The organism is Acinetobacter sp. BIGb0196 (assembly GCF_011759595.1).
GTDB classification, from domain to species: domain Bacteria; phylum Pseudomonadota; class Gammaproteobacteria; order Pseudomonadales; family Moraxellaceae; genus Acinetobacter; species Acinetobacter guillouiae.
The window spans coordinates 2,129,100-2,143,336 of the sequence record NZ_JAAOZA010000001.1 but is presented as its reverse complement, the minus strand read 5'-3'; the positions used below and the strand labels follow the sequence as shown (position 1 = coordinate 2,143,336).

The window sequence follows — 14,237 nt, the reverse complement described above, 5'->3', positions numbered from 1 at the left end:
TTAAATTAATGCATATTTTCTAGCAACAACCAATGCCCCAGTTCTATTTTTTACACCTAATTTTATATAAATATTATTAATATGCCATTTTACAGTTGAAAGTGAGATAAATAGCTCATCTGCTATTTGTTTGTATTTTAAACCTGATTCTAACATGGCCAATAATTCTAGCTCTCTTTTTGAAAAATTTTCTTTATTAAATTTAATCTGCTCATTTTCATCACCTAAAGGAAGATAGCTACTCAATTCATTGATCAAATTTTTATAATTTTCATCTAAAGTAGATGCTGAACTCTTAATTAATTGAAGTGAATCTATAGAAAATTTTTCAAAATCAATAAATACGCTAAAATATCCATTTTCAGTAGCCAAAAATAAAGCATGTTTAATCCGATCCAATGCTTCTTTCTTATTGTTTTCATATTTTAAGGCAATAAATGATTTTAAAATTAAAATTTTACTGAGCAAAAATTGATTGTTTTGCAATTGATTGTCATAAAGGAATTCATCAAGAAGATTACATGCCAACTTTAGGTTGTTTTTATTCAATTGTACTAATATATTGATATATTTATGATATATTTTAACTTCTAAGCACTGATCAGTACTGTCTTCCATGCTAATATCTATGCTATTTAAATAACTAACGCCTTTTTCAGTTTTATTTGAAAGTAAATACAATTCAACTTGCAGGTAATTGAGTAATATCTTTAGCCGTTGCGGATAAATTGAGATAATATCTTGAAGGTTCTCTCGTAAATTTTGTGTGTCAGTCCAATTTTTTTGCAGTTTATAAGAAGTCGAAATTCCAGCGAATGCTGTTTCAACTAAACCATGATTTTTAATATTTTTATATCCAATTTCAACATATTCTTGAGCTTTTGAAATTTGATTTAATTCATAGTAAATGGCTGATAATAGTTGTGAAATTGTAGGTAAAATAGAAGCATCTTCACCTATTTCTTCAATTGTTTTATAAAATTGCCTTTCTAAAATTTTTTGTGCACGATTATATAGACCACAATCAAAAATAAATAAGCCGTAAAGTAGATTAACCCAAATTTCGCCATATATACTGTCTGTATCTCTAATCACTTGTAGTGCGTATTCGATCGATTTTTGAGCTGAATCATAGTCAACATCCAATCTATAACTTAAGTAACTTGCACAAGATACAACTGCCTTATCAAAATTATCGGTGTTTTTATTTTTTTTAAACCAAGATTTTGATTTTTCTAAACTTATTTGTCGTTTATCCTGAAATGTTAATAAGACAATTTCAATCGAATCTAATTTAGCTGAATAAAACTGAAAATCCATTTCATTTAGATACTGATCATTTTGTAAAGCCACTCTGAGGTCATTTACTCTTTGTTTTGACTCCTCCCATTGATATGAAAATGCGAGTGACCATGCCAGCCAGTAAATTATTTTATTCCAATTAAAATATTTCTCATCTTTTAACTCCTTGACCCAATTAATTACTGTAGGTAATTCGCCTAAATTCTTAACTAAAATTTCACTGGTTTTATCAATAACTAGATTTTGAATATGTGGGTCTTGACTTAATTTTGCATAATAAGCAGATTTTTTATAATATTGATTTCTAATTGACCATATTGATGCTCGAACAAGTATTTTTTTTGACTTATTATCAACTTGTTGACTGAGTATGAATTCACGTAAGAGTGGATGAACTTTAAATTCTCTATTATTTCGATCTATATTTTCTATAAATGCTCCGCTATGATACAACTGTTTTAATCTGAATTTACTATCAGTGAACTTTAAAGCATAGTTGCAAAGTTCAGCATTCGCCATTTCAAGGGTAGAAAAACCTACCAGGAATTCTTGCATATCAGAATCCAAATTATCTAAAATTTGTTCTTTAAAAAGCTGTGAAAATGCATAATCCTCACCCGAAAGCTCAAATAGCTTTCGTACATTCTCTTTATTATTTAATAAATCCTTACAAATAGATATGGCATATGGCCATCCTTGTGTTTTATTAAAAATAAACTCAAGTTGACTATTTGAAATATTCGTATCTAAATATTCGGAAACTTCGAAGCTATTAAAGCTTAAATTTGATGAATTGAATATTTTAATTTTCTGATTCAACTCTAAATGTGATATTTTAAATTTTGGAAATATACGTGATGCACTGATGACATGCCAGTTAACTTTTTTGATATCTAATAAAGCATCAATCTCATTATTAAAGCTAGTGCACTCTATTTTTTCATAATCATCAATAAAAATATAACATTGACCTGAAGTATATCTTTGTAAAATTTTTTCAATCGTTGAATCTTGTTCTAATTGATGATTAAAAAAATGACTTAAAGCCGTCAACAGAGAAGAGCTTCCTTGCTTTAGGTCAAAATTTGTCTTATCTAGCCAAATGCAGCAAATATCATCACTTATTTTCTCGAAATATTCAAAGCAGTAGGTCAAAACTGATGTCTTACCATAACCATCTGGTGCAAATAAGAAATTGAGCTGGATATTCTCTATAGATTGTCGAACTTTATAAAAACAAGAATGAACATAAATATTTTCATTCCTATTGTGCCTTCCTTGATTTGTTGAAAGCATTATCTTTCTTCCATAAATAAGTTATCATTATTTAAAAATTCTCTATCGTTGTTTTAATAATGATAATTTCTTCCGATATCTTTATTGTAGGGTATATTTTTTTTGATTTACAATGAAATTATGATTATTTTTTAAGCACACATTGTTTTAAATTAGCCTCCGTTTGCACTAGTTTTAAATCTATAGCAGGTTTTTGTACAATCAGTTGCTTTGATGCAATAAAATCTTTGGCTGAGTTTACACAGACTGCCATTTTTAGCACATTACCTTCAAAGTATAATCTTGAAAATCCACCATTTGTGAAGTCCTGCCTAATAATGACTTGATCATAGTGATCTATTACACCAGCTATTTGTAAACGTTTATCATATTGTTCAGACCAAAACCATGGTAAAGCACTATGCGGGATTGAATTTCCACTGAGTGTAGCTGCTGCCGTTTTGGCTTGATCAGCTGCATTTGCTAAGCACTCCATTCGAACTGATCGTTGTAAATGGTCGCTAGGAAACAAAGTACAATCACCAGCAGCGACGATATCTACGTTGGAGGTACATGCAAATTTATCTACGACAATTCCATTTTCAACTTCTAGATCTGCAGTTAATGCTAATTCTACATTGGGTATCACACCTATGCCGATGATGACAGCATCTGTATCGAATTTAGAACCATCATCGCATATCACACTTTCTACATGGTGCTTCCCTTGAATTTCCCGAATATCAATATTCGTTTTTATTTCAACACCATGCTCAGCATGAAGTTGAATAAAGTAATTCGACATAACTTCATCAAGATTTCTTGACAAAATTCTTGAATTCACTTCGAGAACTGTCACTTTAATGCTTTGTTCTATTAATACTGCTGCAATTTCTAATCCGATAAATCCAGCACCAATAATGACGACTTTTTTAACATATTTAAGATGCTCTCGTAGTTTTTGAGCATCACGAATATCTCTCAGATAATGTATGCCTTTTAACGTAGAACCGCGAATATTTAGTTTTCGAACTCTCCCACCCGTACACAAAGCTAATTTGTCATAATTTATTTCTTCACCAGAATCCAATACAATGCTTTTGTTATGAATTTGAATAAAGTCTACCGATGTAGATAATCGAAATTGAATCTGATATTTCTCAAAATCTGATTCAGGATGAATCAAAGCTATATTAGATTGTTTTTTTAGGAATCCCTTTGAAAGTGGTGGGCGATGATAAGGCAATATATCCTCATTGCCAATCATCAATATTTCACCTTGCCACCCATACTGTCTTAATGATGTTGCAAGATGGATACCTGCATGACTCATCCCAATAATGATACATTTCTGACTCATCTAGCAGCCCCCCTTCACATCGTTTAATTATTTCAAATAATATTCATCACGTAATAAACGCTTCAACAACTTTCCGTTGGGTTCGCGAGGTAAATCCTGACGAAATTCATAACTGCGTGGGCATTTGATGGAAGAAATATGGCTTCGGCAAAAACTATCCAATTCTTTTATTAAGTCATCGCTTGCACGATGATGATTATACAATTGAACCACCGCATGCACAGATTCACCAAAATATGGATGTGGGATGCCAATCACGGCAATATCCATGACTTCACTATGTTGAATCAAGATGTTTTCAGTTTCTTGAGGATAAATATTAACTCCAGCAGAGATAATCATATTACTTTTACGATCAGTCAAATATAAGAATTTATCTTCGTCTAGATAACCGATATCTCCCACACATGCCCAACCTTTAATGTTATAAGCGTCTAGAGTTTTTGCAGGATCTTTATGATATGAAAATTTTGCAGAGTCAGAAAAATATACATTTCCAATTTTTCCTGTTGATAGTTCTTCACCTCCATCATCAAGAATATGGACAACTCCATAAATTGCCCGACCCACTGTACCAGGATGATCAATCCAATCCTGAGTATTTGACATGGTCATGCCAATTTGCTCAGTACTACCATAATACTCATAGATAATTGGTCCCCACCATTCAATCATTTTCTGCTTGGTTGGAATGGAACATGGTGCAGCTGCATGGATAACAACTTTCAAACTTGAATAGTCATACTGATTAAGAATACTGAGTGGCAAATCCAGAATGCGATGAAACATTGTTGGTACCCACTGACTATGGGTAATTTTATATTTTTCTATCGTTTCTAATGCTTTTTCAGCTTCAAATTTTTCCATTAGCACCACTGTACCACCCAGAGTTAATATCGCTCTGCACCATTTAACTGGTGCTGCATGATAATATGGCGCTGGTGACAAATAGATCGTCTGGTCCGTTACGGCAAAAGCTTTTTCAACCTGATTTGCAATAATTTCTGTTGTACCTACAGGCAATCTAGTCAATTCAGGTTTAATACCCTTCGGCTGACCAGTCGTTCCTGCCGAATATAACATTTCATTCCCTTCAAGTAGTGTTCGATTTACTTGTATAGATGCCATTTTTAAAAGAGAATCAAGTTTAATAATGCCAGAAACATTTGAATCATCTAAAACGAATATGATTGGTTTTTTTTCTAATTGTTGAATCGCATCTACCAATTCTTGGGTACAATATTGAGCACTCAAAATAATGATTTTTGCATCACAGTCTTCGACAATATAAAGCACTTCAGGGAGTTTTAAGCGAGTATTAATAAAGGTGTAATACAAACCTGCATAGTGAGCACCACATTGTAAAGCGGGACACTCAATTCGATTTTCTGTCAAAAAAGCAACATGATCACCATATAGCAAGCCGAATGAATCATAAATATTCACAAATTTTAATGCATATTCATGTAAATCCTTATAACTTAAAGATTGTTGAGTTTCAGCTATAATGATCGCTGCTTTATTGGGGGTTTTTGTAGCATATATTCCTGCATAGCGGATTGTATTCTCAACATTCATACTTTTATCCTTTTATTAATATCTAACTTACTGACTGATTAATAAGACAGGCTTGATACAATCCCCAAGATGATTAGCAGCAATGGCCTCGTTGATTTGCTCGAATGGGTAAGTTCTGATCAATTTATCAATGGGTAATTGCCCTTTTTCGTAATAGCGAATTAATTCAGGAATAGACCGATCTGGATCGCTATCACCTTCAATAATTCCCTTAAAGCAGATCCCAGCCGGTACCATTTGCATAACAGTGCCAGGTAATTTTTGTTCAATCTTTTGCGGTACACCTACAAATCCATAAATGGCTTTGGGCGCCAGAACATTAAAGACATGCTCCATAACGATGTTTACTCCTGAGGTATCTAATGCATAATTAACCCCATCTGGTAGTATCTTATGGACTTCACTTTCAATGTCTTGCTCGTGCGGATTAATCACTGCTGTTGCACCTAACTCAAGCGCTAAGCGACGTCTAGCTTCATAAGGTTCAATCAAAATAATATGTTTACATTTCTGAATTACAGCAGCCATTACTGCGGCTAAACCAACCGTACCCCCACCAATAATCAATACTGACGAGTCAAGTTCACATGCTAAAGAACGGGTAATTGCACCAAAACCAGTTTGTATACCACAACCTAATGGTCCAATTAACTCTAATGGGATATTTTTAGGTACTGAAACCACATTACGTTGGTGAGCTACGGCATGACTTGCAAAGGACGATTGTCCAAAAAAACTGCAACCGATAGGATTTTGTTTGGAATCATGCAAGATTGGGCCATCTTTTCGGATGCCTGCAAAATTTAAAGACGTAAAGAAATAACAATATGCTGGCTGATTTTTCTTACAACTATTACATTCACCGCATGAGGAAAAACTCATTGCGACATGATCACCAACTTTAACTTTAGATACTTTTTTACCAATTTTCTCTACAACTCCTGCCCCTTCATGACCAAGTACTGCTGGCGAAATAATAGGAAAAACACCTGCATGCGCAACAAGATCTGTATGACAAATTCCAGCAGCAACAATTTTAACCAATACTTCTTCATCATTTGGTCCAGTAAGATCCAGTTGTTGAATACTAAAAGGCTGACTTGGACCGTATGAAACAGCAGCAATAATTTTCATTATTAAATTCCTTTTCTATGATCTTTTTCATATAACCTTAAACAGGAAATCTAGAACCCATCGTGTTTTTTTGGTATATGGCGGGTAGAATATGTGAGTCAAAAGCATGTTCGTTTTTAAAATTGCACGTTCATGTGAAAAAGCTTTAATCCCCCACTCAGCATGGTAATTACCAATTCCAGAATTATTTACGCCCCCAAAAGGCAAATTATTTTGAAGAAAATGCACCATAGTATGGTTAATGCAGGTTCCTCCAGCACTCGTATTCTGAATCACATGCTCAATACGCACTTTATCTTTACTCCAGACGTACAATGCTAATGGCTTTGGAGTAGCATTAATTTGATCTAATACTTCTTGAATATTTTTAAACGCAATAATGGGTAATATTGGTCCAAAAATTTCTTCTTGCATGATTGCAGCATCAGCTGGAATATTTGTAAGTAATGTAGGGGAAATAAAACATTTTTCTAGTATAACAATCCCACCATAGAGCACTTCTGCACCTTTTTCTTTTGCATCATCGAGCAAATGTGCAATACGGGCTGTGTGACGTTCATTTACAATACGTGCCAACTGGGCATTTTTTACATTTTCACCTTCACCATATATATTTGAAATATGTTGATTGAACTTGGAAATAAATTTATCTTTAATATTTTCAGCAATATATAAATGATCTGGTGCTACACAGGTTTGACCACAATTCAAAAATTTACCCCAAGCAAGCGTTTTCACTGCCATATCCAAATCAGCAGTTTCATCGATAATGATGGGCGACTTACCGCCAAGCTCCAAAGTTACACTGGTTAAATTTTTAGCCGCTGCGGTCATCACCACTTTTCCAATAGCAGGTGATCCAGTAAAGAAAATATGATCGAAAGGTAAAGTTAATAAACTTGTAGCAACAGAAGCATCACCTTCAAAAATAGCAACTTCGTTTTCCTCAAATGTTTCACGAATTATTTTCACCATAATTTTAGATAAATTTGGTGTCAATTCAGACGTTTTAATAATGATAGTATTTCCAGATGCAATTGCTGGAATAAGCGGCCCTAAGGTCAATGTCAATGGATAGTTCCAAGGAGAAATAATGAGACAGCGACCTCTAGGCTCGTAACGTACTTGTGATGATGTGCCCAACATCATCATCGTTGTTTTAATTTTTTTGGGTTTTAGCCACGTTTTTAAATGTTTACAAGTATGCTCAAGCTCCATTAGGACTGATAAAATTTCAGTAATCTCTAACTCCATGGCTGGTTTATTAAAATCAGCAGCACCAGCAGCAATAATGTGGGCTTTATTATTTTCTATGCTTTTACGCAATTTTTTTAATTTAGCAATTCTTTGACCAACAGTTGAATTACGTAATCTTAAAGCAGTTGGCTGTTGTATCTTAAAGACACGTAATAATTCATCATTTGAAACATTTTTTTCAGACTCTGAAAAGTGCAAAGTTTCAGCATTCATTCTTGTATTCCTTTCAAATAAATTCGCCCGACATAAAACCTTAATGAAAGTGCTAATATTCCTTACTTTTTACTATGGATGATTAAAAAAGAATGTACATCGTCAAAAAGGACTAATCTAAAATCAAAATTTTTTAATTAATCATAAGTAATTGTTTTTTGATATTTAATTCGATGTGAGATCATCTTAATCCTTATAATTAGTCCATATGGTCGATGTATTTAAAAAAAATATTTATACAATTTTTCTATCTAGATCACTTTGGCAAGCAAGGAATTCAGATGGGACAAGCCTATATTATTGCTGCGACGCGTACAGTTAACGGCTTAAGTCATGGAATAATTTCGTCATTTAATCCAAGTGAATTATTATCTTTTGTTTTTAATTCATTGATTCTAAAAACTAAATGTGATCCTGAATTTATTGAACGTGTTTTAATCGGTTTCGTAAATCATCCAAATGCAAATATCAAAAAAATGACAAATGACGCTTTAGCACACTCGATACTATCCCCACAACAACTGGTAAATAGGCTTGAATATCAACATAATACTGCACAGCAAACCTTACACTATGCTGCGCAAATTGTAATGTCTGAAACACACGATATTGTTATTGCTTCAGGAGTCGAAAATCATCTCAGCCGTGATCAGCAGATGTGGATGCCCAATGATGCAAACAAATCTAGATTTTTTTTAAAGGATACTGCTTTAAATCAAAACGCTCATATGCTTTCAGTGAAGCAATTAAGCTATGCTATGGAATTATTGAAAAAATATCGATTAAATCGAGATTTGCTTGATTATTATAGTTTTAATAGCCACTTTAAGGCACTCAGTGCCTGGCAAGCAAATAAATTCGAAGCTGAAATCATTCCAATGCTACACAACTTTGAAAATTCCTCTGCATCCCCTATGCGTATCCAGGATGAATCTATAATTGAATATATTTCTTGGTCAATTTTTACTAAATCTCCGACTATTTTACCTGATCTCCCGATGACATCTAAACATATCAGTTCCAATACATATGGTGCATCTGGATTAATCATTGCTAATGATCGAGGTTTAAAATTATTGAAAACGCCACCAATCGCACGAATTTTGTATATGAATAGCTTGCAGTCCAACCACAAGGACATTGATGCAAATATATTTTTTGCCACACAAAATGCACTAGAAAAAACAGGATTGACCATTAATCAAATTGATCTCTATGAAATGAATGAGGTTTTTACACCCCTACCTCTCGCTTGGTTGAGTGTTCTAGGGGCTGACCCAGACAGATTAAATATTCATGGTGGAACATTAGCCCTTGGAGAGTCATGTGGATCTATAAGTACCCGTATGATGACGACGCTATGCCATGCATTAATAACCACTCAGGCGAGATATGGTATGCAAATTCAATATGATAAAAAAGATTGTATCCAGATTACGATTATCGAAAAAGTTTAATTCTAGGTATTGAACTAAATATGCAATACCGAGAATCAGTGCAAAAGAATTTTTATTTACAGGCTCTAATTAACCCTTAACCAAATTTGGCTTCTACCCAGTGCTGAAATTCCTAAATAACCTCGAAGCTTCAGTTTTTTTCCGTTTTCAACCAACTCACCTTCTAGACTATAAGTACGACCAGAATCTGGGTCTAAAATTTTTCCATCTTTAAATTTTCCATTTTCTACTAATTTTAAATTATTAATTACGGTCGTACCCTGTAGGCGTTTTCCCCTTAACCTACCGTTACAAGTTTTACAGGTCAATTTATTTTCTACATCAAATACATCTATGATACTGCCATTATAGGTATTATCTTTTACTTTTTTAATTTCTATAAGAAATTTGGGCTTGCCAGTTTTATCATCAATGGTCTTCCATTTTGTGCCTTGAATCGAATCATTTGCCCAGGAAGTTGAAGCTAGAAAAGCACTTGCTGCTAAAATTAAAATTTTATTCATAAAAGTATCCTTTTATTTATGGCCTTATTTTCAAGCCAGAAGCTAAACTCATATGAGTTTCAGAAAATTTATTATTTTTTAATACCTGAATTAAAAAACAACCAAAAATAAGCTATCAAAAGGTGGCTCTCATTTATTCATCACAAAGAACTAATTTAGAGTTTGATCAGGCATATATTTTAGCCATCAGCCAAGTAGAAATAACGAATCGAAAAACGCAAAGGCAAAAACCAACCTTTTTCTCAGGTTTATTTTTTCTATTTTTTTGTCATCTTGATAAAGATAGCAAATTACATCAGGGTGAAAACCAAGGAAATGACAATGAGAACGATCAATAAATCTACTCCATCCGATCACGCATTACGCGAGTTAACTAAAGCCCCTTTGATTGCTTTACCAACTTTATTCTTGTTTATCATCTGTCTAAGCATTCTGGCAATTGTCGATTACTGTGTAATCCTTGGGATGGTTCCACTATGGATTGGCATGATCATTAATGGATTTACAATCTATTTTTTATTTAGCCCAATACATGATGCATCTCATGGTGCATTTTCGCGAATAAAATGGATCAATGAAATTCCAGGCCATATAGGCATGATTTTCTTTGGTCCTATCGCGCCATTCAATCTAGCACGTTTTATCCATATGCAGCACCATCGCTGTACCAATGAAAAAGAAAATGATCCAGATTATTTTGGACATAAGATGGATATTTTCTTTCCATTACGTTGGAGCAATTTTGACTACTTTTATTCCAAGTATTTCTTTTTGCGCGCTAGTCAGGCAATGCGTAAACGTTTATTACCTCACTTAGTGGTTCATTTCGCTTCAATAATTGGCGTTTTAGCAGCTCTAATTTATTTTGGATATGGTCTTGAAGCGCTTATGTTATGGATTTTACCAACAAGGATTAGTTCATTCTTATTTGTGACTGCATTTGTATTCTTGCCACATGAGCCATTTCAAAGCACAGCGAAAGAAAATGAGTATCGAGCAACGAATGTACGCCCTGGTGCTGAATGGTTACTTACTCCATTACTTACCTACCAAAATTATCATTTAATGCATCATCTTTATCCTACTGCACCCTTCTACCGTATGCTGAAACTGTGGAAATTAAAACATGAGCATCATGTCGCCAATGATCCTTTGATTATAAAAACTTTTGGTCTTGCACCAATAAAAAGCGATCAGACAAAAATGAAAAATGATGTGAGTAGATAAGATGAAAAAATGGCAATGTCGATATTGTTCGTTTATTTATGATGAAAAAGTTGGAATTCCTGAAGATGGAATAGCACCGGGAACATCTTTGGATCAATTTTCAGATGATTGGATGTGTCCAGATTGTGGCGCAACTAAAGAAGATTTTGAGGAAATATTTTAAAACTTATTTCGAGGCAATCAATCTGTAATGACGTGATCTTTGCCTCACTTTAAAGTTTTCTAAAGATTTATTTTTTCAAGGAGTGAGAAAATGAACAATATTTTAACAACAAAGCTCAATCCACCAGTATCAATAAAACCGCAGATTGAACGTACTCTTATATTTAATCATTTAGACCAATATACGAAGGTTAAATTGATTTCTGTGATAGCTCCTGCTGGATTTGGTAAAACTACATTTTTAAATCAACTTTATCTTCAACAAAAGAAATATCGTAAAGTCATTTGGATGACGCTTGATAATGCAGACAATGACTTCAATCGTTTTATTCAACATTTATCATATATTTGGTTTAAAACGACGAATCAACCATTTAATAATAATTTTCTTGAAAATATTACTCAGTATTCAAATCCCTTTACAATATTCTTAGATCAAGTAGAACATATTTATGATGAATCAACGCTCAAGTTTTTACAGCAGATCATAGATTATTTACCTTCACATAGCCAAATTGTCATCGGTTCTCGACAGTTACTGCCATTAAAAATTGCCTCATTACGCATTCGTTGTCAAATTTTAGAAATTAATCAAGAAGCACTCAGTTTCAATGCAGATGAGATAAATAAGCTTGCTCTAAATGATTATGGCTTTCAGCTCAATCCAAATGAAATTAACCTGTTACTTAAAAAAACAGGAGGTTGGATTGTTGCGATTCAACAATTTGGTTTAACTTTAACTTCAAGACATTCTCTATGTACACAAATTCAAAAGTTTTCAATTAACCATACTGAACTTAATCATTTTTTAAGTGAAGAAATCTTAAATCAATTACCCAATAATCTTCAGGATTTTTTATTGAATTGTAGTGTCTACTCGCAATTTTCTGTTGCTGATTGTGATTGGTTGCTCAAAACAAATAATAGTGCCCATTTACTCAAACAGTTAGAACAAAAAAATCTTTTCCTTATCCCTATGGATCAGCAAGGTGAAAAATATCGTTTCCATAGTTTATTCTTAAGTTATTTACGTAATCAGTTTAAAAGTATATACCCAGAAAAATTTAGATCACAGCATTTACGTGCTGCAAAACGTCTACTTTATTTAAATCAACCTATTGAAGCCATTGAGCACTATTTGCTTGCAAAAGAGTTTGACAAGTGCGTCGAACTTTTGACTCTACATGGCCAAGCATTATTAGAAAAAGGTAGAGTGCGATTTTTATTACGCTGTTTGGATCAAATACCAGCGCATATTTTTGAAAATTTGCAACACTTACAAACAGCATATACATTAGCTTTAATTTTAAACCGCCGTTATGATGAAGCTAAATATGTCATCGAGAAAATGAAAAGGCAAAAATTGCTGTCTAATATTGAAACTAAAATATTAGATTGCTTATGGCTCTCAATGACAGATCGTATAGCAGAAAGTTTTGCTGCCTGTGAAGAACTTTATAATAGACAAAATGAATCTGATAACTTGTTGAATAACTTTTTTATTTCAATTTATTCCCATTACTTAATTGCATATAACAAAATTGATTATGCTCGAAAACTGATTCATAAAGTTATCAATAATTCTCGATATAATCGAAATACTTTTGTACAAACGCTTTATGAGTACAATGAAGGTTGTATAGAGTTACAACAAGGTCATTTAAATCAAGCTTATATTAGATGGTATACAAATTATAATTGTAGCTGGCGAGAACATCAGAATAGTGTATCTGGTGGTCATGCAATGATTGGAGTTCCTTTAGCTGAAATTTTATATGAAAGAAATCAGTTAGAGGAATCATTTAGTTTAATCAAAAATTGTCTCCCTTACGCACGTCAAAATGGACACATAGATTCATTAATATCTGCCTATAGTCTATTTGCTAAAATTGAATACAGGTTAAATCATGATAAAACTGCAGCATTATGCTGTCTTAAAGAACTTGAATATATTGGAGCAGATTTTAACTTTACCCGTGTTAAAGCTAATGCGCTCCTTGAACAAGCAAGAATACATTGGCTGAATAAAGATTATTATCTTGCTCATAAAATTTTAAATGAAATCATTGATTTGGATGTTTGGCGTACACTAGATCATTTTTATATGCCAGCTCAATATCTCGATACTCCCCAAATGCTTATATGGCGAATTGATATAAGTAATAATGATGGAAAAAAGCATGAGGAAAAAATTCAAGACCTAATTAAACATGCACAAACTTTACTTCATGAAAGACGTGCGATTAAATTAAAAATGATACTTTCTACTCTTTATTTTAGCGAAAATAATCAGAAACAAGCCTTTGATTGTTTTACAAGCATCCTGTTAGATATTGGTAATGAAAAGTACCTTAGAAGCTTTTTAGACGAAGGCCCTATTATGCATAAATTAATTTATGCTTTTTATGAAAATTATAGTGAATCATTTCACCTAGATTCAAATACTCGTAAAATTTTAGAACTGTTAATTTCGCTAGTTGATCATTCTAAAATCAAAGAAGTACACCCAAATATAAAGAATGTATCTTATGATGCTTTAAGTAAACGAGAATTAGAAATTTTAAGTCATGCCGCTGAAGGATTACGTAATCAAGAAATTGCAGATAAAATATTTTTAGCAGTAACAACGGTTAAGGCCCATCTTAGACGTATACACTCTAAACTGGATGCACATTCTCGTACAGAAGCTGTTGCCATAGCGAGGAAGAATGGATGGTTATAGTGATCAATAGGCTAAACTATTAACGGCGTATGAATGTGCCCACCAAT

Annotated in this window: 10 protein-coding genes; 4 read left to right on the top strand and 6 right to left on the bottom strand. The window is 33.1% G+C overall.

The features are described 5' to 3' along the window. The 5 genes from FHR28_RS22075 to FHR28_RS09715 all read right to left on the bottom strand — a co-directional run bounded on the left by FHR28_RS22075 (position 1) and on the right by FHR28_RS09715 (position 8,119). Complete coding sequence (locus FHR28_RS22075) at positions 1-2,598, bottom strand: helix-turn-helix transcriptional regulator (RefSeq protein ID WP_166782485.1); 2,598 nt, start codon at positions 2,596-2,598, stop codon at positions 1-3. 124 nt (positions 2,599-2,722) lie between these two features. After that, entirely contained in the window at positions 2,723-3,937 is a 1,215-nt protein-coding gene (locus FHR28_RS09730) for an NAD(P)/FAD-dependent oxidoreductase (protein WP_166782484.1), read from the bottom strand. A 27-nt stretch (positions 3,938-3,964) separates the two neighbouring features. After that, positions 3,965-5,515 carry an AMP-binding protein gene (locus FHR28_RS09725; protein WP_166782483.1) on the bottom strand — a complete coding sequence of 517 codons (1,551 nt, stop codon included), beginning with the start codon at positions 5,513-5,515 and terminating at the stop codon, positions 3,965-3,967. A 27-nt stretch (positions 5,516-5,542) separates the two neighbouring features. After that, positions 5,543-6,649, bottom strand: a complete 1,107-nt coding sequence (locus FHR28_RS09720) for an NAD(P)-dependent alcohol dehydrogenase (RefSeq protein WP_151958052.1) — start codon at positions 6,647-6,649, stop codon at positions 5,543-5,545. 27 nt (positions 6,650-6,676) lie between these two features. After that, positions 6,677-8,119, bottom strand: coding sequence for an aldehyde dehydrogenase family protein (locus FHR28_RS09715; RefSeq protein WP_166782482.1), 1,443 nt, complete (start codon positions 8,117-8,119; stop codon positions 6,677-6,679). Between the two features lie 281 nt (positions 8,120-8,400). Here FHR28_RS09715 and FHR28_RS09710 point away from each other — a divergent pair, with 281 nt between their 5' ends. Then, positions 8,401-9,576, top strand: a complete 1,176-nt coding sequence (locus FHR28_RS09710; protein WP_166782481.1) for a hypothetical protein — start codon at positions 8,401-8,403, stop codon at positions 9,574-9,576. 65 nt (positions 9,577-9,641) lie between these two features. On the opposite strand, the gene FHR28_RS09705 is transcribed toward FHR28_RS09710, so the two are convergent. Continuing rightward, the gene (locus FHR28_RS09705) at positions 9,642-10,079 is read right to left on the bottom strand and encodes a DUF2147 domain-containing protein (RefSeq protein WP_105712623.1); all 438 of its coding nucleotides are present in this window, start codon (positions 10,077-10,079) and stop codon (positions 9,642-9,644) included. A 321-nt stretch (positions 10,080-10,400) separates the two neighbouring features. On the opposite strand from FHR28_RS09705, the gene FHR28_RS09700 reads away from it, so the two are divergent. From FHR28_RS09700 to FHR28_RS21895, 3 genes are all read left to right on the top strand, one after another. Then, the gene (locus FHR28_RS09700) at positions 10,401-11,306 is read left to right on the top strand and encodes a fatty acid desaturase (protein ID WP_166782480.1); all 906 of its coding nucleotides are present in this window, start codon (positions 10,401-10,403) and stop codon (positions 11,304-11,306) included. 1 nt (position 11,307) lies between these two features. Then, entirely contained in the window at positions 11,308-11,469 is a 162-nt protein-coding gene (locus FHR28_RS09695) for a rubredoxin (RefSeq protein WP_096734127.1), read from the top strand. A 90-nt stretch (positions 11,470-11,559) separates the two neighbouring features. Further along, on the top strand, positions 11,560-14,190 hold the full coding sequence (locus FHR28_RS21895; RefSeq protein ID WP_228722049.1) for a LuxR C-terminal-related transcriptional regulator: 2,631 nt from the start codon (positions 11,560-11,562) through the stop codon (positions 14,188-14,190). The last annotated feature ends 47 nt before the right edge of the window (positions 14,191-14,237 follow it).

Coding starts and splice junctions, on each gene's coding strand:
- FHR28_RS22075 (WP_166782485.1), bottom strand. CDS start 2,598: ATGCTTTCAACAAATCAAGGAAGGCACAATAGGAATGAAAATATTTAT.
- FHR28_RS09730 (WP_166782484.1), bottom strand. CDS start 3,937: ATGAGTCAGAAATGTATCATTATTGGGATGAGTCATGCAGGTATCCAT.
- FHR28_RS09725 (WP_166782483.1), bottom strand. CDS start 5,515: ATGAATGTTGAGAATACAATCCGCTATGCAGGAATATATGCTACAAAA.
- FHR28_RS09720 (WP_151958052.1), bottom strand. CDS start 6,649: ATGAAAATTATTGCTGCTGTTTCATACGGTCCAAGTCAGCCTTTTAGT.
- FHR28_RS09715 (WP_166782482.1), bottom strand. CDS start 8,119: ATGAATGCTGAAACTTTGCACTTTTCAGAGTCTGAAAAAAATGTTTCA.
- FHR28_RS09710 (WP_166782481.1), top strand. CDS start 8,401: ATGGGACAAGCCTATATTATTGCTGCGACGCGTACAGTTAACGGCTTA.
- FHR28_RS09705 (WP_105712623.1), bottom strand. CDS start 10,079: ATGAATAAAATTTTAATTTTAGCAGCAAGTGCTTTTCTAGCTTCAACT.
- FHR28_RS09700 (WP_166782480.1), top strand. CDS start 10,401: ATGAGAACGATCAATAAATCTACTCCATCCGATCACGCATTACGCGAG.
- FHR28_RS09695 (WP_096734127.1), top strand. CDS start 11,308: ATGAAAAAATGGCAATGTCGATATTGTTCGTTTATTTATGATGAAAAA.
- FHR28_RS21895 (WP_228722049.1), top strand. CDS start 11,560: ATGAACAATATTTTAACAACAAAGCTCAATCCACCAGTATCAATAAAA.